Source organism: Exiguobacterium sp. s102 (genome assembly GCF_018618635.1).
Taxonomy (GTDB): domain Bacteria; phylum Bacillota; class Bacilli; order Exiguobacteriales; family Exiguobacteriaceae; genus Exiguobacterium_A; species Exiguobacterium_A oxidotolerans.
The window spans coordinates 1-19,358 of the sequence record NZ_JACSML010000009.1; the positions used below are offsets into that span (position 1 = coordinate 1).

The window sequence follows — 19,358 nt, forward strand, 5'->3', positions numbered from 1 at the left end:
ATGCCGAACACGGAAGTTAAGCACTTGAACGCCGAAAGTAGTTGGGGGCTTCCCCCTGTGAGGATAGGACGTTGCCAGGCAATTGAAAAGGACCGATCTGCATCTTGCAGGTCGGTCTTTTTGTGTATGTTCATTTAGAGTTAAATTATTTGCAATTCACTTTTAAGATGATTACTATTAAATCAAACAATAGTCAAAGATGGTCAGAGAGGTGGTGCCCATGCAAAACATCACAGATATCATCGAAGCCTATTTAAAACAAATCTTAAATGATGAAACAAAAGTTGAAATCAAACGTCAAGAAATTGCCCAGCGTTTTGATTGTGTCCCTTCCCAAATCAATTATGTCATCAACACACGTTTTACAGTCGAAAAAGGCTATTTTGTCGAAAGTAAGCGTGGTGGTGGAGGGTATATCCGGATTCAGAAAATCGTTTTGCTAGATAGTCACGATCTCTTAGACGAGATGAGTGCCTGGGTCGGTGATCAATTAACCGAACAGGCTGCTGAAGATTATTTGATTCGATTAATGAATGAACAATTATTAACGCGACGTGAAGCGATTATCATCCAAGCGTTGTTACGAAAAGAAAGTCTACCGATGGATGTAGAAGATCAACACCGGATGCGAGCGCATCTGATGCAATCACTTCTCCAAACCATCAAGCGATTGTAGCATTGGAGGAATGCCATATGCGATGTCAACGTTGTTTAGAGCGCGAGGCAATCGTACGTGTCAAACTTCCACAAGAAACGGAAGGAGCAGAGCGTGTTTTATGTTCTGTATGTGTCCGAGAGCTTGCGCGCGAGTATCAAGGTACAACGTGTCCTTCTTGTGGTATGACACGACAACAGTTGTTGCATTTGAGAAAAGTTGGTTGTGCGACGTGTTACACCGTATTTAAGGATGAAGTCGATGGAATGGTCCGTCAATTCCAGCATGGCCACTCCAAACATTATGGATCACGCCCTGATGAAGAATCAGTCGAAAAGCGTTTGAAGCAACAGTTAAGCCGGTTAAAAGAACAACTCAATCGGAAGGTCTTGTCAGAAGATTACGAAGAAGCTGAACTGATTAAACAACAGATTGTTAGCGTCGAGGAGGATTTGCGCCATGTTTAAAGAATTATTGACGCATCCTTTAAGTGAAAAAATGAATCAACAAGCCCCTTATGATGACATCGTCGTCTCGACACGGATTCGTTTAGCTCGAAATGCGATGCAATATCCGTTCTCGACGATGCTGTCGGAAAAAGAGGCGAATGAACTGATTGATGAAACGGAACGCCAGTTGAGTGGACTAAAAGGATTCCGATTTGGACGGGTCGACCAGGCGGATGCGCTGACACGGACTGCTTTAGTGGAAAAACATTTAATCAGTCCCGCACTTGCATCCCATCCACGGACGGGATTGTTCATTAGTGAAGATGAACAGATTAGCGTCATGGTGAATGAAGAAGATCATTTCCGGATTCAAACATTGTTTCCGGGTCTACAACTCGAAGAAGCTTTTCGGATCGCGAAACAAGTCGATCAATTGATTAGTGAACGTTTTAAGATTGCCTTTGATGATACACTCGGTTATTTGACAACCTGTCCGAGCAATGTCGGGACGGGACTTCGCGCTTCTGTCATGCTGCATCTACCTGGACTTGTCTTGACGAATCAAATTCAAGGATACGTCAAGCACTTGAGACAGCTTGGTTTTGCGATTCGTGGCCGGTATGGTGAAGGCAGCGACGCCTCTGGGCGGATGTTTCAACTGTCGAATCAACGGACTCTTGGAGCGAGTGAAGATATGCTGATTACGGATTATCTTTTTGCTGTTGAAGCATTAATTGAGGCAGAACAGGCCGCAAGAAAAGGATTAATGGAGATGTATCAAGAAGAACTAGAAGACCGGTTATACCGGTCGTATGGCATTTTAACATCCGCCCGTTTAATTACGGCACGAGAAGCAACGGAACGTCTATCCGATGTTCGCTTAGCAGATGGGCTAGGATTAGCTGTCAATCTCGCACCGAATGTGTTTCATCATTTACTTGTATCCTTACAAACAGGTTTTCTACAAAAGCATTTCGGGAATCAATTAACAACAAGAGAACGGGACATCGAGCGAGCGAATGTGATTCGTCAGATGTTAACCGAACAGAAACACAGGGATCACACACAAGGAGGTTTTGCGTAATGATGTTTGGACGATTCACAGAACGTGCCCAACGCGTACTCGCACTTGCACAGGAAGAAGCAGTACGACTCGGACACCATAATATCGGGACAGAACATATTTTACTCGGGCTTGTACGTGAAGGAGACGGGATTGCTGCGAAAGCTTTAACAGCACTCGGACTCAGTTCAGATAAAATTCAAATGGAAGTCGAAGCATTGATCGGTCGTGGACAAGATGGTGCGACGACGATTCACTATACGCCGCGCGCAAAAAAAGTCATCGAACTTTCAATGGATGAAGCACGTAAGCTCGGTCATTCGTATGTCGGCACGGAGCACCTCTTACTCGGCTTGATTCGTGAAGGTGAAGGTGTTGCGGCACGCGTCTTAAACAACCTTGGAATCAGTCTTTCTAAAGCACGTCAGCAAGTATTGCAACTGCTTGGGAACAGCGAAACGACAGCTAACGCATCACAAGCAGGCTCAGGCGTCGCGACGCCAACGCTAGATGGCTTGGCACGCGACTTGACGCAACAAGCACGTGAGACACGTCTCGACCCAGTCATCGGACGCGCAAAAGAAATTCAACGTGTCATCGAAGTCTTGAGTCGTCGGACGAAAAACAACCCGGTTTTGATTGGGGAGCCAGGTGTTGGTAAAACAGCTGTCGTCGAAGGACTCGCCCAACAAATCATCAACAATGAAGTGCCGGAAACGTTACGGAATAAACGCGTCATGGTTCTCGACATGGGGACGCTCGTCGCCGGGACGAAATACCGTGGTGAGTTCGAAGACCGTTTGAAAAAGGTCATGGATGAAATCCGTCAAGCTGGAAACATCATTCTCTTCATCGACGAATTGCACACATTGATTGGTGCAGGTGGAGCAGAAGGCGCAATCGATGCGTCAAACATTTTAAAACCATCACTCGCGCGCGGTGAACTCCAATGTATCGGTGCGACGACACTTGACGAATACCGCAAATATATCGAAAAAGATGCAGCGCTTGAGCGTCGTTTCCAACCAATTCAAGTCGCTGAACCAACAGCGAACGAAGCAACACAAATCTTGTTTGGTCTTCGTGACCGTTATGAAGCCCACCACCGTGTCACGATCACGGATGAAGCGATTCAAGAAGCGGTGACGCTTTCTGACCGTTACATCTCAGACCGTTTCCTACCGGATAAAGCAATCGACTTAATTGACGAAGCGGCTTCAAAAGTTCGTCTTCGTTCATATACAGCACCACCGAACTTAAAAGAAGTCGAAGCAAAACTTGAAGGCATCCGAAAAGATAAAGACGAAGCCGTCCAAAGCCAAGAATTCGAAAAAGCAGCAAGCTTACGCGACACAGAGCAAAAACTTCGCGATGAGCTCGAGCGCTTAAAAGAAGAATGGCAGAACAAACAAGGCAATGAGAAGCTTGAAGTCACAAAAGATGATATCGCGCAGGTCGTCGCGAGCTGGACGGGCGTACCCGTAACGAAAATCGCTGAAGAAGAAACCGATCGTTTGCTCCGTCTCGAAGAAATTCTTCATAGTCGGGTCATCGGTCAAAATGAAGCGGTCAAATCAATCTCAAAAGCAATCCGTCGCGCACGTGCCGGACTCAAAGATCCTAAACGTCCAATCGGTTCATTCATCTTCCTCGGTCCAACGGGTGTCGGTAAAACAGAGCTTGCCCGTGCCGTCGCAGAATCGATGTTTGGTGACGAGGATGCCATCATCCGAATCGACATGTCAGAATACATGGAGAAACATGCAACAAGCCGACTCGTCGGTTCACCTCCTGGATATGTCGGATATGAAGAAGGCGGTCAATTGACTGAAAAAGTACGCCGTAAACCGTACTCCGTCATCTTGCTTGATGAAATTGAAAAAGCTCACCCTGAAGTCTTCAACATCTTGCTTCAAGTGCTCGATGATGGACGTCTTACGGATTCAAAAGGCCGGACAGTCGATTTCCGTAATACGATCATCGTCATGACGTCGAACGTCGGTGCAAGTGCCCTCAAACGGAATAAATACGTCGGGTTCACAGTGTCGGACGATACGGACCGCGAATACAAAGACATGAAGGGGAAAGTGATGGACGAACTGAAGAAAGCCTTCCGTCCTGAGTTCTTGAACCGGATTGACGAAACGATCGTCTTCCACTCACTTGAGAAAAAACACATCGAAGAGATCGTCAAACTCATGGCGAAGACTCTCGAAAAACGCCTTGCGGAACAACAGGTTCACTTTGAATTGACACCTGCCGCGCTTTCGAAGATTGCCGACATCGGATACGACCCAGAATACGGAGCTCGCCCAATCCGTCGTGCACTTCAACGAGAAGCTGAGGATCGTTTGTCGGAAGCATTGCTTGCGGGAGACATTCAAAAAGGAGAACGTGTTGCACTTGATGTAGAAAACGATGAATTCATCGTCCGCCGCCACCAAGTGGAACCGGCAACGACAGAATAAGTGATCAACAGGGTCCAGCTTTCGCAAGTACGAAGCGAAAGCTGGGCTTTTTCTTGGATAGAGAAAGGATGAACAGAGTGGCTAAAATGAAGACGAAATTTGTTTGCCAAAGCTGTGGGACGGAGTCACCGAAATGGATGGGACGCTGCTCCGGCTGTGGGGAATGGAATACGATGGTCGAAGAAGTCGTCGAGGAGAAGAAAGCACGACGCGGTTCCGCTTTTGTCCATACGACGACGAAACAATTGAAACCGGAACGTCTCGCAAATATCGTCTCACAAGAAGAAAGTCGTGTCTTCACGGGGAGTAGTGAATTTGACCGTGTGCTCGGCGGCGGGATTGTGCCCGGATCGATGGTCCTCGTCGGAGGTGACCCGGGGATTGGGAAATCGACGATTCTGTTACAGACAAGTGCTCGCCTTGCACAACGCGGCGAAAAAGTCCTCTATATCTCAGGTGAGGAATCGCTCAAACAGACAAAACTCCGCGCCGAACGACTCGGTTTACCGACTCAAGACTTATTCGTGCTCAGTGAAACGGACATGAATATGATTGAGCGGGTCGTCGACGAAGAAAAACCAGGCTTTTTAATCATCGACTCGATTCAAACGGTCTATATCGATGAAATTCAGTCTGCCCCTGGTAGCGTCACGCAAGTACGTGAATGTACGGCGATGCTGATGAAAATCGCGAAGAGTCGCGGCATTGCCATCTTTATCGTCGGTCACGTCACGAAACAAGGTTCGATTGCCGGACCTCGTTTACTCGAACACATGGTCGATGCCGTCCTGTACTTCGAAGGGGAACGTCACCATACGTTCCGGATCCTCCGTGCCGTCAAAAACCGGTTTGGTTCGACGAACGAGATTGGAATCTTTGAAATGCGGGAGTCTGGTTTAGAAGAAGTCTTGAATCCATCGGAAATCTTCCTCGAGGAGCGGACGTCCGGTGTGTCGGGTTCGACAATCGTTGCTTCGATGGAGGGGACACGGACTGTTCTCGTTGAGTTACAAGCCCTGATTTCACCGACATCATTCGGTAATCCACGCCGTATGGCAACAGGGATTGACCAAAACAAAGTGGCCTTGCTGATGGCAGTGCTTGAGAAACGATCTGGTTTACTGCTCCAGACACAAGATGCCTATTTGAAAGCAGCTGGTGGCGTCAAGCTCGATGAACCGGCGATTGACCTCGCCGTCTGTGTCGCGATTGCCTCGAGTTTTCGCGACAAGCCGACACGTCCGACAGATGTCGTCATTGGTGAAGTAGGTTTGACGGGAGAAGTCCGGCGCGTCTCACGGATTGAGCAACGCGTCGCAGAAGCTGCGAAGCTCGGATTCACACGAGCCATCATTCCGAAAAACAATCTCGGGGGATGGACCTATCCGGACGGCATCACGGTCATCGGTGTCGAAAGTGTTGACGAAGCGTTACGCGAAACCATCCCGTTTTAAACGCCTGAAATGTAGGAAAAGATGGGGAGGCTGTAATGGATATGTAAACAGTTTCCCCACCTTAAGGCGTAGGTGATTCAAATAAATACATGTTACAATGAACTTAAAATAATAGAAGGAGGTGGGAAGATTGAAAATCATCATTCGAATCTTTTTCGCGTTACTCGGTCTTGCGCTTGGTGTCTTGTTATTGCCCCAGTTATTTCAATTAATTGAAGCGGCGACAGGGATGACTTTCCCGGAATGGTTGATGACGACATACGTAACCGGAACGATTGGTGCACTCATATTTTTATTAATTGGATTATTCATTACGGATGCGGTTATTCGACTTCTCCGATTTTTAGAAGAAAAACTAGTAAAGGCGCCCGCTGCAGATTTATTCTTTGGAACATTTGGCCTCTTGCTAGGTCTCGTGATGGCATTTCTCGTCAGCATGTTGATCGAACTTGTCGGGATTCCGCTGCTTAGTAATGTCTTAACCATTTTCGCGACTGCCTTATTCGGATACCTCGGCTTTACGGTCGGATATCGCAAACGGCATGAGTTGACGAAAATCTTTTTACGGTCAAACAGTAGTAACTCGGATAAAAAGTCGACACCGGAACCCGTTGTTGTCGCAAAATCAAACAGTAAAGTACTCGATACGAGTGTTATCATCGATGGACGGATCACAGATATCGCGAAGACCGGATTTGTTGAAGGGAAACTGATCGTTCCGCAGTTCGTGATTGGGGAACTTCAATACATTGCCGATTCATCGGATACATTAAAACGAAATCGTGGACGCCGGGGGCTTGACGTCTTAAAAGAACTCCAATCAATCCCTGGAATGGAAGTCGAAATTTATGATGGTGACTTCGAGGATGTACCAGAAGTCGACATCAAACTGATTAAGCTGGCAGAGTTGATGAAAGGAATTGTCGTTACGAACGATTACAACTTGAATAAAGTGTGTGAAGTCCGGAACGTACCCGTCTTGAACATCAATGATTTAGCAAATGCCGTCAAGCAAGTTGTGATTCCGGGTGAAGAGATGATGGTGCTTGTCATCAAAGAAGGAAAAGAGCAAAAGCAAGGGATTGCCTACCTCGAAGATGGCACGATGGTCGTCGTCGAAGGTGGTAAACACTTGATTTCGAAAACGATTGGTGTTGTCGTGACGAGTGTCCTTCAGACGTCTGCTGGACGGATGATTTTTGCGAAGCCACAAGAAAAATAAGGGACTGCCACAACTGTGGCAGTCTTTACTTATGAGAAAAGAGGGAATGCAGTGATAGAACAGACATACCGCGTCGTCATTCCGGCAGCTGGTGCCGGAAAAAGAATGGGCGCAGATCGTAATAAACTGATGCTGCTGTTACGGGACCGTTCAATCATTGAGTGGACACTCGATGTGTTTGAAGCCGATCCCTTATGTGAAGAAATCATTCTTGCCATCAATCCGGCGGAACAAGTCTGGTTTGAGCAAGTGACGGACCGATACGCAACGCCTGTACGCCTTGTTGCCGGAGGACGGGAACGGCAAGAAAGTGTCTTACGCGGACTGGAAGTCATCGAAGCACCCGGTATCGTGTTGATTCATGACGGCGCCCGGCCATTCATCGAACAGACAGCGATTCATGCCGTCGTCGCGGCGGCAGTCGAGCACAAAGCAGCGATTCTCGCCGTCCCGGTCAAAGATACGGTCAAACGGATCATCGGAGAGACGATCGTCGAAACGGTTCCGCGTGACGAACTGATGGCAGCTCAAACACCGCAAGCCTTCGATCTCGACACGATCCGAACCGTCCATCAAAAAGCAGCAGAACACTATTTAGGTACAGATGATGCAAGTTTGATAGAATGGGACGGAGGAAAGGTGACGCTCGTCACCGGTCAGTATGAAAATATTAAAGTGACGACACCGGATGATTTATGGTTTGGTGAAGCGATCTTAATGAAACGAGGGAAATAACGATGATTCGAATTGGACAAGGTTTTGATGTACATGCATTCGCAGAAGATCGGAAACTCATTTTAGGTGGGATTGAAATCCCACATACGAAAGGATTACTCGGTCACTCGGATGCGGACGTCTTGCTCCATACGATTGCGGATGCAGCACTCGGAGCGATTGCAGAAGGGGATATCGGCAAACATTTTCCGGACACCGATCCTGAGTTCAAAGATGCGGACTCTGCTAAACTGCTCGAACATGTCTATGCACTCGTCAAGCGTAAAGGATATGAATTGAGTAACTTAGACGCGACCGTCATCGCGCAAGCGCCTAAATTACGCCCGTACATCGATACGATGCGTGCGCGGATTGCGGAACTGCTTGAAGCGGACATCGAGCAGATCAATGTCAAAGCGACGACGACGGAATGGCTCGGGTTTACAGGGCGCGAAGAAGGAATTGCGTGCCAAGCTGTGATTCTGCTGAAACGAATCGAAGAATAAGGTATACTAATTAAGCGAATTTGAGACTAAAGGAGTGATCGGCAATGGCAGAAGTACGTGTACGTTATGCACCAAGTCCGACCGGGCACCTTCATATTGGGAATGCACGGACGGCTTTATTCAACTATTTGTTCGCACGTCATGCGGGCGGGAAAATGATTTTACGGATTGAGGATACGGACCAAAAACGAAACATTGATGGTGGCGTTGAAAGTCAGATGAAGTACCTCGAGTGGCTCGGAATCGATTGGGATGAAGGTCCAGGCCGCGGTGGCGATTACGGTCCTTACTTCCAAATGGAACGGCTTGATCTTTATCAAAAATACACAGACGAGTTACTTGAAAAAGGACTCGCCTACCGTTGCTACATGACCTCGGAAGAACTTGAGGCGGAACGTGAAGCACAAATTGCACGTGGTGAAGCACCGCGTTATTCAGGTGCACACCGAGATTTATCGCAAGAACAAGAAGACGCATTCGTCGCGGAAGGACGGACACCATCGATTCGGATTCGTGTACCGGAAAGCGTGACATATACGTGGAACGATATCGTCAAAGAAGACGTATCGTTTGAATCAAAAGACTTCGGGGACTGGGTCATCGTCAAAAAAGACGGGATTCCGACGTATAACTTCGCCGTTGTCGTCGACGATCACTTGATGGCAATCAGCCATGTCTTACGTGGAGACGACCACATCTCGAATACACCGAAACAGATGATGATTTATGATGCGTTCGGTTGGGAGTATCCAACATTTGGTCACATGACGCTCATCGTCAACGAAGAGCATAAAAAACTGTCGAAACGTGATCAATCAATCATTCAGTACATCGAGCAGTATAAAGACCTCGGGTATCTCCCGGAAGCGTTACTTAACTTCGTGACGTTGCTTGGTTGGTCGCCGGTCGGAGAACAAGAAATCTTTACGAAAGAAGAATTCATCGAGATCTTTGATGCGTCCCGCCTGTCGAAGAGTCCAGCTGTTTTCGATCAACAAAAACTCGCTTGGATCAATGGGCAGTACATGAAACATCAATCGTTCGAAGAAGTATTCGAAGCGAGTCTTCCATTCCTTCAAGCAGCAGGACGCGTCTCAAACGAGCCGTCAGCAGAAGAACTCGACTGGGCGAAGAACCTCGTCGGACTTTACCGTGAGCAGATGACACACGGAGCGGAAGTCGTTGAGCTTTCAGAGATGTTTTTTGAAGATGAAGTGGTGTATGATGAAGAAGCAAACACTGTCTTGAGTGGCGAAACGGTTCCGACCGTCTTAGCTGAATTCGCGAACCAATTGCGGACACTTGAAGAGTGGACGCCGGAAGCGATCAAAGCATCGATTAAGGCAACACAAAAAGCAACCGGTCAAAAAGGAAAAAATCTGTTCATGCCAATCCGCGTCGCAACGACGGGGCAAACACATGGTCCAGAACTTCCGAATACGATTCAACTATTAGGAAAAGACCGCGTACTTGCGCGACTAGACGTATAAATAAAGCGTAGATGAGGAAAGTAGTGTCAATGTTTCTTCTCCAGAGACAAGCTTGTGTGGTGCGAGAGCTTGAAGAAAATTGCCATGAAATGCCCCTCTGAGTGCTACCCGAAATCAGTGAGAGTAGGCGTAGACGTATCTCCGGCGTTAACGGACACGGAGAGGGACGATTGATTCGTCCAAACAGAGTGGGACCGCGCTAATTAGCGTCTCTGTGCAGCGATGCACGGAGGCGCTTTTTCTTATGGAGAGGAGATTGAACATGACACGTATACGAGAAGACATTCGCAATGTATTCAACCAAGACCCGTCTGCACGCAGTAGCATTGAAGTCATCTTGACGTACCCCGGCTTACATGCGATTTGGATGCACCGTGTAGCCCATCGGTTATGGAAGTTGAACTTAAAGTTACTGGGGCGAAGCATTTCACAGTTCAGCCGCTTCTTGACAGGGATCGAAATTCATCCGGGTGCGACGATTGGTCGTCGCTTCTTCATCGACCATGGGATGGGTGTCGTCATCGGAGAAACAGCCATCATCGGCGACGATGTGACGATTTTTCAAGGCGTGACGCTCGGCGGGACGGGCAAAGAGACGGGCAAACGTCATCCGACGCTCGGTAATGGCGTGCTCGTTTCAGCCGGAGCACGTGTACTCGGTGATATTTCGGTCGGGGATGCATCAAAAATCGGGGCAAGCTCAGTCGTCCTAAAAGACGTCCCTGCTAACGCAACCGTCGTCGGGATTCCGGGACGTGTCGTCATCCAGGACGGAATGAAAGTCGAGGCCCCTCTCGATCACCGTCTACCGGATCCCGTTAGTGAGTGCCAGGAACGGATTGAAATTGAAATCGAAGAACTAAAACGGGAAATTGAACGAATCAAAGGAGGACTTCGGAATGATACAACTCTACAACAGCATGACCGGAAAAAAGGAACCATTTAAACCGTTAGAAGAAGGTAAGGTCAAGATGTACGTCTGTGGACCGACCGTCTATAACTATATCCACATTGGTAATGCCCGCCCGGCAATTGTCTTCGATACAGTCCGCCGCTACTTTACGTACCGCGGTTATGAGGTTCAGTACGTCTCGAACTTTACGGATGTCGATGATAAAATCATTCGGACGGCAAATGAACTCGGTGAAGATTATCATGACTTAACGAAACGTTTCATTGCCGCGTATCATGCAGATACGGGCGCTTTGAACGTCCAACAAGCGGACGTCCATCCGCTCGTTACGGAGACGATGGATGATATCATCGACTTCATCAAAGTTCTCGTTGAAAAAGGGAATGCCTATGCTTCAGGCGGAGATGTCTACTTCCGGACACGGAGTTTTGAGACGTATGGTCAGTTGAGTCAGCAATCGATTGATGAATTACAATCGGGCGCGCGGATTGAAGTCGGCGAGAAAAAAGAAGATCCACTCGATTTCGTTCTTTGGAAAGCCGTTAAGCCGGACGAACCGTCTTGGACAAGTCCATGGGGTGAAGGACGTCCGGGCTGGCACATCGAGTGCTCGGCGATGGCAAAGAAATACCTTGGCGATACGATTGATATCCATGCCGGTGGACAAGACTTGAAATTCCCGCACCATGAAAATGAAATTGCCCAGTCGGAAGCATGCAATTCTCAAAAATTCGCGAACTACTGGATGCACAATGGATTCGTCAACATCGAAAACGAGAAGATGTCGAAATCACTCGGAAACTTTTTGACGGTCCATGAAGCGATTCAAGTCGTCGATCCAATGGTCTTACGCTTCTTCATGCTGTCTGTTCAGTATCGTCATCCGATCAACTACAGCCGTGAGCTGATTGATCAAGCGGTCAACGGTCTCGCGCGAATTCGGGAGTCGGTCGCAAACGTCGAGCATCGTCTCGCGATGACGGCAGATCTCGGAATGGCAAACGAAAAATGGTTGAAGCGGATTGAAGACATCAAGCAACATTTCATCACGTCGATGGATGATGACTTCAATACAGCGAATGCTGTAACGGATTTGTTCGATTTATCGAAAGAAGCAAATCTTTATCTTGCAGAAGCACAAGCGTCAAAAGAAGTTCTTGAGCGCTTCCTGACCGTTTTCAATGAATTGTCGGGCGTATTAGGTGTAACGTTGACGGTCGACCGCGGACTGCTCGACGAAGAAGTCGAACAGTTGATCACAGAACGAAACGAAGCACGGAAAAATCGTGATTTCGGACGGGCAGATGAAATCCGCGATCAGTTACGCGACCAGGGCATCTTGCTTGAAGATACAGCACAAGGGATGCGGTGGAAGCGCGGATGAAGAACTATAAACAATTGAACGCGCTCGCGCTCGCCTATATGGGAGACGTCGTCTATGAGATGCATGTAAGAGAGCGACTACTTGACCGTGGTTTCGTCAAACCAGGCGAGTTGCATAAAGCAGCGGTCCAGTATGTCCGGGCGCAAGCACAGGCGACCGTCGTTACACATTGGCTCAATCAGGGAACACTGACAGAAGAGGAACAAGCCGTCGTCCGGCGTGGGAAAAATGCGAAGTCCGGTTCTGTACCAAAAAGTACGGATGTCCATACGTACCGCTACGCGACGGCGTTCGAAGCATTGTTAGGCTACATTTATCTTTCAGAAGGAGGGGATCGTCTTGAAGAACTCATCGGGCAAGCGTTCGAATTACTCGAAGCCGAAACGACAGACGGAAAATAACCCAGTCGATCAAGGACAGCGCCCTAAGACTGGCGAAAAACGAAAACGTGTTGAAAAGAAACAAGAGGACCCGGTCGTCATCGAACCACTCGCGGAAGGGCAGGATTTCCTTTACGGACGAAATCCTGTTCTCGAAGCGTTACGAAGTGGACGCGAAATGAATAAACTCTTTATCCAGGAAGGTCAACAAAAAGGTCCACTCGCCGTCATCCACGCGATGGCGCAAGAAGCGAATGTCCAAATTCAAATCGTCCCCCGTTCAAAACTGCATGGTCTGACAGGGAGCGACAACCACCAAGGTGTCGTTGCGGCAGTTGCCGCCTATGAATACGCGGAACTCGACGATATCTTTGCCTTAGCAGAGAAGAAGGATGAGACACCACTCATCGTCTTACTCGACGAGCTGGAAGACCCGCATAACCTCGGTTCGATTCTTCGGACGGCAGACGCTGTCGGTGCGCACGGGGTCATCATTCCGAAACGGCGCTCGGTCGGATTGACACAAGTCGTCGCAAAAGCATCGACGGGTGCAATCGAGCATATTCCGGTCGTTCGCGTGACGAACTTAACGCGGACGATGGAAGACCTCAAGAAAAAAGGACTTTGGTTCGTCGGGACGGATGCGCGTGAAAGTGATGATTACCGGACGCTTGACGGAACGATGCCGCTTGGAATCGTCATTGGTAGTGAAGGAAAAGGGATGAGTCGCCTCGTCCGAGAGAAATGTGATTTCCTTGTCCACCTTCCGATGGCGGGCCATGTCACGTCACTCAATGCTTCCGTTGCCGCGTCACTCTTATTGTATGAAGTGTACCGGACGAGAAAGCCGTACGCGCGATGAAATATGACCGTCTGATCGTTGATGGCTACAATATCATTGGCGCATGGCCGGAATTCCGGACATTGCGGGAGCAAGATTTTGAATTAGCACGGGAACGATTGGTCGATGCAATGGCGGAATATCAGGCAGTGACAGGAATTAGTGTCACCATCGTCTTTGATGCCTATCTTCAGCCAGGGCGCGAGTCACGCTTAAAAAAGAGTGGACTCGAGGTCATTTATACACGCGAGAATGAAACTGCTGACGAATGGATAGAAAAAACGGCAGCCGAGTGGTTACAAGACATCCGTGTCAAGCTGACGGTCGCGACGAACGACTTCACGGAACAATGGGTGATCTTTACGCTCGGCGCACTCCGCATCTCGGCACAAGAGTTGAGACGGGACTGGAAAGCAGCGGTCGCCGTCATTCAGGGACAGACGACGATGTCGAAGACGAGCAAGAAACCGCGGTCGACAATCGATTTGCCGGCAGATGTCATCGAACGGCTTGAACAAATCCGAAGAAGAAAAAATTCAGATCAGTAAGGGGGTCTCCCCTTAAAAATAAACCGTTTTCTTGACGTACCTGTCGAGAAGGCGGTTTTTTTAAGGGCGAAATACAGATAAAAAGAGGTCATGCCAATTTTCACTGTCGCAGGATAGGAAATTATTGTATAATTGTAGGCAATTGATTAGTTCGTCATAGAAGCTTGGAGGGATGAAGGATGAGTTTGGTTTCGTTCGACCAGTTTGAGTGCATGTCTGATGAGGCGCTTGTGGAACAAGCGAAGGTATTCGATAATAGCGATGCCCTTGAATTTTTGATCGAGCGCTATCGTAACTTCGTACGTGCGAAGGCCCGTTCATATTTTTTGATTGGCGCGGACCGCGAAGATATCATTCAAGAAGGCATGATTGGCCTATACAAAGCAGTCCGTGACTACCGGACTGATAAGTTGGCTTCTTTTAAAGGATTTGCTGAACTCTGCATTACACGGCAAATGATCACGGCAATCAAGACGGCGACCCGTCAAAAACATATTCCTCTCAATTCGTACATCTCGCTCGATAAACCAATTTATGATGATGAATCTTCTGAACGGACGTTGCTTGATATCATCACTTCGACGGCACCATCGGATCCGCAAATCTTGATCGTCAACCGAGAAGAGTATGCAGATATCGAAACGAAGATGGATGAAATCCTTAGTGACTTAGAACGAAAAGTGTTGGCACTTTATCTCGACGGAAGAACGTACCAAGAGATTTCGGATGATCTCGATCGCCACGTCAAATCAATTGATAACGCGTTACAGCGTGTCAAACGGAAACTGGAGCGATACCTCGAGGCACGTGAGTTGATTGTCTAACCGCGAGGTGGATTGACCAATCCGACTACCGTATGCTACTGTATAAATAGCGCCTTACTAGCGAGACGCCGCTCATAGGCGTTTTTTTTTACGCTCTTTTTTGGAGGAATCTCCTCCGTTCGAGAGAGAGAGCGGCAAAGAAGGAGGTCTTTTGAGATGGCGAAGAAAGTAGGCCTTGCTTGTGATATTTGCGGTGCCCGCGATTATACGACGATGAAAAAAGAGGATGTCACAGTCCGCTTGGAATTGAAAAAATTCTGTCGGCGTTGTAACGCGCATACGATTCATAAAGAAGCGAAATAAGGCTTCATCTATCCCGATTTAATACATCCTGGAGGGAAAGTACGATGAAATTTTTGCGTGACGTATGGAATGAACTGAAAAAGACGAGCTGGCCAAAACGAAAAGAATTGACGAAGTACACATTGACGGTAATCGGTATGGTTATCTTCATGGGCGTCTTCATCTTTGGTATCGATTCTGGTCTCAGCGCACTCATGAGTTGGTTGATTAAGTAAAAAGAAGAGGTGGCGTACCATGGATAAACAGTGGTTTGTCGTCCAAACGTACTCTGGATTCGAAAACAACGTCAAGGCTAACCTTGAACGTCGGATCGAGTCTATGAACATGGACGAGAAAATCTTCCGTGTACTCGTTCCGATTGAAACGGTACAGGAAGAAGTAACGAATAAAAAAGGTGAAACAAAAATCAAGGAACGTGAAATCAAGATCTTCCCGGGGTATGTCCTCGTCGAGATGGTCATGACGGATGATTCTTGGTATGTTGTTCGTAACACACCGAACGTAACCGGATTCCTCGGTTCAGTGGGTGGTGGATCGAAACCGACGCCGCTTCTTCCTGAAGAAGCTGAAAACATCCTTGGTTCAATGGGACTTGTCGACATGAAGAGTCGTTATGACTACTCACTCGGTCAAATCGTCCGAATCAAAGAAGGTGCCTTCGAGAACCTTGAAGGAACGGTTGAAGAGCTTGATACAGAAACAGAAAAAATGAAAGTTTCTGTAGATATGTTCGGTCGCGAAACGAAAGTAGAACTCGATTTTTCACAAGTTGAAAAAATCGATTAAGTTTCCTATTGCGAATGTTTTGTTTTAATGGTACAATTTTTCCTGTTTGATGTTGTGCTTATTTCGATAAATAACTCGTCGAATAGAATGAGTGGGAGGACGCGCAACGTCCAATTAAACCACATTAAAGAATTAAGGAGGTGTGTCTCGTGGCGAAGAAGGTTATGAAACTAGTTAAACTTCAAATTCCTGCGGGCAAAGCAAACCCAGCTCCACCAGTTGGACCGGCACTCGGTCAAGCAGGTGTGAACATCATGGGCTTCTGTAAAGAGTTCAACGCTCGTACACAAGACCAAGCCGGCTTGATTATCCCTGTAGTCATCACGGTTTTTGAAGATCGTTCATTTACGTTTATTACTAAAACTCCACCAGCAGCAGTTCTCTTGAAGAAAGCAGCTGGAATCGAGAGCGGTTCAGGCGAGCCTAACCGTAAGAAAGTAGCGACTGTCAAACGTGACAAAGTTCGCGAAATCGCTGAAACGAAAATGCCAGACCTCAACGCAGCATCTGTTGAAACAGCGATGTTGATGGTTGAAGGTACTGCACGTTCTATGGGTATCGTAATCGAAGACTAAGTCTTTCGAATTACAATGAACAACGATGAGGGTCGCAGGCGGATAGTTAATTGAAGCCTTGCTACCCTTTCATTATGTGGGAGGATTTTCCGCACAACCACAAAGGAGGAACCTAAAATGGGTAAGAAGTACAAAGAAGCTGCTAAACTTATCGATCGTACGGTTTCATACGAACTCGCTGAAGCTGTAGACTTAACTAAAAAGTCTGCAACAGCGAAATTCGATGAAACGATCGAACTTGCTGTTCGTCTCGGAGTCGATCCGAAGAAAGCAGATCAACAAATCCGTGGAGCAGTCGTATTGCCACACGGTACTGGTAAAACACAACGCGTTCTCGTCTTCGCGAAAGGTGAGAAATTGAAAGAAGCGGAAGCTGCTGGAGCAGATTACGCTGGTGATTCTGAGTATATCGCTAAAATCCAAAAAGGATGGTTCGACTTCGATGTTATCGTTGCGACACCTGACATGATGGGTGAAGTTGGTAAACTCGGTCGTGTTCTCGGACCTAAAGGCCTCATGCCTAACCCGAAAACAGGAACTGTTACATTTGACGTCACAAAAGCAATCAACGATATCAAAGCTGGTAAAGTTGAGTACCGTGTCGACAAATCAGGTAACATCCACGTTCCTGTCGGTAAAAAATCATTCGATAACGAGAAGTTGGTTGAAAACATCACTACCGTTATGGAAACTCTCGTAAAAGTTAAGCCTGCTACTGCTAAAGGTGTTTACCTTAAAAACATCGCGATCGCTTCTACAATGGGTCCTGGTGTTAAAGTATCTTCAGCTGACTTCGCGAAATAATTTCGTCTAAAACGAACTTGACAACGTTCTAAGAACGCTGTTACAGTATAAAACGTTGATATATTCGACATACCGTAGACAGAAGGTGCTCATCGATTGAGCTTAAACCCTTCCGAGGTGTTCTTGCTCAGAGAGCCTGTTTGTTCAGGTATCCTTTTTGACGATTACGCCTCCTCTGCCCTGCAGAAGGAGGCTTTTTATTTGAAATCGAGCAGCCCCTCGCGCCGGTACAATTTATTTACCAGGAGGTGCAACAGAAATGGCAAACGAAAAAGTTATCGCTGTCAAAGCGGATCTCGTATCTGAGATCGCTGAGAAAATGCAAGCGAGCGCTGGAACAATCGTCGTCGACTACCGTGGTCTCACAGTAGACGAAGTCACTGAACTTCGTAAACAACTCCGCGAAGCGGGTGTTGAATTCAAAGTTTACAAAAACGGTCTCCTTCGCCGCGCAGCAGTTCAAAGCAACCTTGAAGGTCTTGACGAAGTATTCACTGGTCCTAGTGCGATCGCATTCAGCAATGAAGACGTTATCGCGCCAGCTAAGATCTTGAACAACTTCTCTAAAGAACACAAGGCTCTCGAACTTAAAGGTGGTATCATTGAAGGCAAAGTCACTTCAGTAGAAGATGTCAAAGCCCTTGCAGAACTTCCATCACGCGAAGGTCTCCTTTCAATGCTCCTCAGCGTGCTTCAAGCGCCAATCCGCGGTCTCGCGGTGGCAACGAACGCAATCGCAGAGCAAAAAGAAGAACAATCTGCTTAATGTCCGCTTAGCGGGATAGGCAAACACACAATTTTTCAAACCCCAACGTGGGCTAAATCAAAGGAGGAAAACCATAATGGCTTTCAACAAAGAGCAATTTATCGAAGACCTCAAGGGCATGACTGTTCTTGAACTTAACGAACTCGTAAAAACAATCGAAGAAGAATTCGGCGTATCAGCAGCAGCTCCAGTAGCAGCAGCAGGTGCAGGCGCAGCAGCAGCTGAAGAGCAAACTGAATTCGACGTAATCCTTACTAACGCAGGTTCTGGTAAAATCAACGTCATCAAAGCAGTTCGCGAATTGACAGGCCTCGGTCTTAAAGAAGCGAAAGCACTCGTTGACGGAACTCCGGCTCCAGTTAAAGAAGGCGTTTCGAAAGAAGACGCTGACGCAATCAAAGCTAAGCTTGAAGAAGCTGGCGCAAGCGTAGAAGTTAAGTAATTTTCTTCTTCCGCAGACAAAAGAAGCTCGCTTTGCGGGCTTCTTTTGTTTTCATCTTTAATCAAGAGAGGGGAAGGAAACATGGCAGACCATTATTACACGAATGATCCCTCCTCAAAACGAGATCCGAAATCATGGGAGTTCGTCTTACGCGGCGAAACATTCCGCTTCACATCGGACCACGGTGTGTTCTCAAAAGGTGGCGTCGACTTTGGTTCGCGTCTATTGATTGAGGCATTCGTTGAGCCGGATGTACCGGGTGCGATTCTAGATGTCGGTTGCGGATATGGACCGATGGGGATTTCACTGGCAAAAGCGACCGGGCGTGACGCGAAACTCGTTGATGTTAACGAACGGGCACTTGAACTAGCGGCTGAAAATGCACGTGCGAATGGTGTTTCCGTGACGACCGGTGTAAGTGACGGGTATGTTGGCGTAGGTGATGAGACATTTGCAGCGATCGTGACGAATCCACCGATTCGGGCAGGAAAAGCAGTTGTTCATCGGATTTTACGTGAAGCTTATGATCACCTCGTAGTAGGGGGCGCCCTCTGGGTCGTCATTCAGAAAAAACAAGGGGGACCATCAGCGAAGAAACTGATGGAAGAAGTCTTCGGTTCTTGCGAGACAGTAACCCGCGATAAAGGGTATTCAATATTTAAATCAATTCGGTCTTGACAAATCGGGTGATTTGTCGTTGACCTTGTGTTGTGTCTATGATAGTATTATAAAATGCCATTGGAGTGATTTTTGGATAAGCAGGTTGAAAGT

General features: G+C 47.5%; 23 protein-coding genes, 1 rRNA gene and 2 other annotated features. All 24 genes read left to right on the plus strand.

The genetic code is table 11. The annotated features are described in order from the left end of the window. Positions 1–80: ribosomal RNA gene (rrf, locus tag KNQ02_RS15875) — 5S ribosomal RNA — on the plus strand; the annotation flags it as partial. Between the two features lie 140 nt (positions 81–220). Continuing rightward, entirely contained in the window at positions 221–676 is a 456-nt protein-coding gene (locus tag KNQ02_RS14590; protein WP_088835991.1) for a CtsR family transcriptional regulator, read from the plus strand. 17 nt (positions 677–693) lie between these two features. Further along, positions 694–1,122, plus strand: a complete 429-nt coding sequence (locus KNQ02_RS14595; protein ID WP_088835992.1) for a hypothetical protein — start codon at positions 694–696, stop codon at positions 1,120–1,122. Further along, complete coding sequence (locus tag KNQ02_RS14600; protein WP_214771737.1) at positions 1,115–2,188, plus strand: protein arginine kinase; 1,074 nt, start codon at positions 1,115–1,117, stop codon at positions 2,186–2,188. The genes KNQ02_RS14595 and KNQ02_RS14600 overlap by 8 nt, the downstream gene beginning before the upstream one ends. Then, positions 2,188–4,635, plus strand: a complete 2,448-nt coding sequence (gene clpC / locus KNQ02_RS14605) for an ATP-dependent protease ATP-binding subunit ClpC (RefSeq protein ID WP_088835994.1) — start codon at positions 2,188–2,190, stop codon at positions 4,633–4,635. The genes KNQ02_RS14600 and clpC overlap by 1 nt, the downstream gene beginning before the upstream one ends. Positions 4,636–4,712: 77 nt before the next feature. Then, positions 4,713–6,089 carry a DNA repair protein RadA gene (gene radA / locus KNQ02_RS14610; RefSeq protein WP_029332236.1) on the plus strand — a complete coding sequence of 459 codons (1,377 nt, stop codon included), beginning with the start codon at positions 4,713–4,715 and terminating at the stop codon, positions 6,087–6,089. 130 nt (positions 6,090–6,219) lie between these two features. Further along, positions 6,220–7,311 carry a PIN/TRAM domain-containing protein gene (locus KNQ02_RS14615; RefSeq protein WP_088835995.1) on the plus strand — a complete coding sequence of 364 codons (1,092 nt, stop codon included), beginning with the start codon at positions 6,220–6,222 and terminating at the stop codon, positions 7,309–7,311. 51 nt (positions 7,312–7,362) lie between these two features. Further along, the gene (gene ispD, locus KNQ02_RS14620; protein WP_088835996.1) at positions 7,363–8,046 is read left to right on the plus strand and encodes a 2-C-methyl-D-erythritol 4-phosphate cytidylyltransferase; all 684 of its coding nucleotides are present in this window, start codon (positions 7,363–7,365) and stop codon (positions 8,044–8,046) included. Positions 8,047–8,048: 2 nt separating this feature from the next. Beyond that, entirely contained in the window at positions 8,049–8,531 is a 483-nt protein-coding gene (gene ispF / locus KNQ02_RS14625) for a 2-C-methyl-D-erythritol 2,4-cyclodiphosphate synthase (RefSeq protein WP_029332239.1), read from the plus strand. Between the two features lie 44 nt (positions 8,532–8,575). After that, the gene (gene gltX / locus KNQ02_RS14630) at positions 8,576–10,021 is read left to right on the plus strand and encodes a glutamate--tRNA ligase (protein ID WP_214767893.1); all 1,446 of its coding nucleotides are present in this window, start codon (positions 8,576–8,578) and stop codon (positions 10,019–10,021) included. Continuing rightward, positions 10,021–10,238: a binding site (T-box leader), on the plus strand. It overlaps the preceding gene by 1 nt. 45 nt (positions 10,239–10,283) lie before the next feature. Continuing rightward, positions 10,284–10,967, plus strand: coding sequence for a serine O-acetyltransferase (gene cysE / locus KNQ02_RS14635; RefSeq protein ID WP_088835998.1), 684 nt, complete (start codon positions 10,284–10,286; stop codon positions 10,965–10,967). Beyond that, complete coding sequence (cysS, locus tag KNQ02_RS14640) at positions 10,921–12,318, plus strand: cysteine--tRNA ligase (RefSeq protein WP_214809014.1); 1,398 nt, start codon at positions 10,921–10,923, stop codon at positions 12,316–12,318. Before cysE ends, cysS begins: the two co-directional genes overlap by 47 nt. Beyond that, the gene (locus KNQ02_RS14645) at positions 12,315–12,719 is read left to right on the plus strand and encodes a Mini-ribonuclease 3 (protein WP_214805995.1); all 405 of its coding nucleotides are present in this window, start codon (positions 12,315–12,317) and stop codon (positions 12,717–12,719) included. Before cysS ends, KNQ02_RS14645 begins: the two co-directional genes overlap by 4 nt. A gap of 79 nt (positions 12,720–12,798) precedes the next feature. Beyond that, positions 12,799–13,560 (plus strand): 23S rRNA (guanosine(2251)-2'-O)-methyltransferase RlmB, encoded by a 762-nt coding sequence (rlmB, locus tag KNQ02_RS14650; protein ID WP_088838388.1) that lies wholly within the window; start codon positions 12,799–12,801, stop codon positions 13,558–13,560. Beyond that, positions 13,557–14,087: an NYN domain-containing protein gene (locus tag KNQ02_RS14655; RefSeq protein WP_088836001.1), complete on the plus strand. Its 531-nt coding sequence runs from the start codon at positions 13,557–13,559 to the stop codon at positions 14,085–14,087. Before rlmB ends, KNQ02_RS14655 begins: the two co-directional genes overlap by 4 nt. Before the next feature lie 179 nt (positions 14,088–14,266). Then, positions 14,267–14,911, plus strand: coding sequence for an RNA polymerase sporulation sigma factor SigH (sigH, locus tag KNQ02_RS14660; RefSeq protein WP_088836002.1), 645 nt, complete (start codon positions 14,267–14,269; stop codon positions 14,909–14,911). Between the two features lie 156 nt (positions 14,912–15,067). Beyond that, on the plus strand, positions 15,068–15,214 hold the full coding sequence (rpmG, locus tag KNQ02_RS14665) for a 50S ribosomal protein L33 (protein ID WP_029332247.1): 147 nt from the start codon (positions 15,068–15,070) through the stop codon (positions 15,212–15,214). Between the two features lie 44 nt (positions 15,215–15,258). Then, positions 15,259–15,429, plus strand: a complete 171-nt coding sequence (gene secE, locus KNQ02_RS14670) for a preprotein translocase subunit SecE (protein ID WP_029332248.1) — start codon at positions 15,259–15,261, stop codon at positions 15,427–15,429. 19 nt (positions 15,430–15,448) lie between these two features. Beyond that, positions 15,449–16,000 carry a transcription termination/antitermination protein NusG gene (gene nusG / locus KNQ02_RS14675; RefSeq protein ID WP_214809017.1) on the plus strand — a complete coding sequence of 184 codons (552 nt, stop codon included), beginning with the start codon at positions 15,449–15,451 and terminating at the stop codon, positions 15,998–16,000. Between the two features lie 149 nt (positions 16,001–16,149). Continuing rightward, the gene (rplK, locus tag KNQ02_RS14680; RefSeq protein ID WP_012368996.1) at positions 16,150–16,575 is read left to right on the plus strand and encodes a 50S ribosomal protein L11; all 426 of its coding nucleotides are present in this window, start codon (positions 16,150–16,152) and stop codon (positions 16,573–16,575) included. A 117-nt stretch (positions 16,576–16,692) separates the two neighbouring features. Further along, positions 16,693–17,379, plus strand: coding sequence for a 50S ribosomal protein L1 (gene rplA, locus KNQ02_RS14685; RefSeq protein WP_029332250.1), 687 nt, complete (start codon positions 16,693–16,695; stop codon positions 17,377–17,379). 54 nt (positions 17,380–17,433) lie between these two features. Continuing rightward, positions 17,434–17,588: a sequence feature (ribosomal protein L10 leader region), on the plus strand. 50 nt (positions 17,589–17,638) lie between these two features. Continuing rightward, entirely contained in the window at positions 17,639–18,145 is a 507-nt protein-coding gene (rplJ, locus tag KNQ02_RS14690; RefSeq protein WP_029332251.1) for a 50S ribosomal protein L10, read from the plus strand. 76 nt (positions 18,146–18,221) lie between these two features. Then, entirely contained in the window at positions 18,222–18,587 is a 366-nt protein-coding gene (gene rplL, locus KNQ02_RS14695) for a 50S ribosomal protein L7/L12 (protein WP_214767887.1), read from the plus strand. 81 nt (positions 18,588–18,668) lie between these two features. Beyond that, positions 18,669–19,265, plus strand: coding sequence for a class I SAM-dependent methyltransferase (locus KNQ02_RS14700; protein ID WP_088836004.1), 597 nt, complete (start codon positions 18,669–18,671; stop codon positions 19,263–19,265). Positions 19,266–19,358: the final 93 nt, after the last annotated feature.

Excerpts from the sequence above, each read along its gene's own strand:
- KNQ02_RS14590 (WP_088835991.1), top strand. The coding sequence starts at position 221 with ATGCAAAACATCACAGATATCATCGAAGCCTATTTAAAACAAATCTTA.
- KNQ02_RS14595 (WP_088835992.1), top strand. The coding sequence starts at position 694 with ATGCGATGTCAACGTTGTTTAGAGCGCGAGGCAATCGTACGTGTCAAA.
- KNQ02_RS14600 (WP_214771737.1), top strand. The coding sequence starts at position 1,115 with ATGTTTAAAGAATTATTGACGCATCCTTTAAGTGAAAAAATGAATCAA.
- clpC (WP_088835994.1), top strand. The coding sequence starts at position 2,188 with ATGATGTTTGGACGATTCACAGAACGTGCCCAACGCGTACTCGCACTT.
- ispF (WP_029332239.1), top strand. The coding sequence starts at position 8,049 with ATGATTCGAATTGGACAAGGTTTTGATGTACATGCATTCGCAGAAGAT.
- gltX (WP_214767893.1), top strand. The coding sequence starts at position 8,576 with ATGGCAGAAGTACGTGTACGTTATGCACCAAGTCCGACCGGGCACCTT.
- cysE (WP_088835998.1), top strand. The coding sequence starts at position 10,284 with ATGACACGTATACGAGAAGACATTCGCAATGTATTCAACCAAGACCCG.
- cysS (WP_214809014.1), top strand. The coding sequence starts at position 10,921 with ATGATACAACTCTACAACAGCATGACCGGAAAAAAGGAACCATTTAAA.
- KNQ02_RS14645 (WP_214805995.1), top strand. The coding sequence starts at position 12,315 with ATGAAGAACTATAAACAATTGAACGCGCTCGCGCTCGCCTATATGGGA.
- KNQ02_RS14655 (WP_088836001.1), top strand. The coding sequence starts at position 13,557 with ATGAAATATGACCGTCTGATCGTTGATGGCTACAATATCATTGGCGCA.
- sigH (WP_088836002.1), top strand. The coding sequence starts at position 14,267 with ATGAGTTTGGTTTCGTTCGACCAGTTTGAGTGCATGTCTGATGAGGCG.
- rpmG (WP_029332247.1), top strand. The coding sequence starts at position 15,068 with ATGGCGAAGAAAGTAGGCCTTGCTTGTGATATTTGCGGTGCCCGCGAT.
- secE (WP_029332248.1), top strand. The coding sequence starts at position 15,259 with ATGAAATTTTTGCGTGACGTATGGAATGAACTGAAAAAGACGAGCTGG.
- nusG (WP_214809017.1), top strand. The coding sequence starts at position 15,449 with ATGGATAAACAGTGGTTTGTCGTCCAAACGTACTCTGGATTCGAAAAC.
- rplA (WP_029332250.1), top strand. The coding sequence starts at position 16,693 with ATGGGTAAGAAGTACAAAGAAGCTGCTAAACTTATCGATCGTACGGTT.
- rplJ (WP_029332251.1), top strand. The coding sequence starts at position 17,639 with ATGGCAAACGAAAAAGTTATCGCTGTCAAAGCGGATCTCGTATCTGAG.
- rplL (WP_214767887.1), top strand. The coding sequence starts at position 18,222 with ATGGCTTTCAACAAAGAGCAATTTATCGAAGACCTCAAGGGCATGACT.
- KNQ02_RS14700 (WP_088836004.1), top strand. The coding sequence starts at position 18,669 with ATGGCAGACCATTATTACACGAATGATCCCTCCTCAAAACGAGATCCG.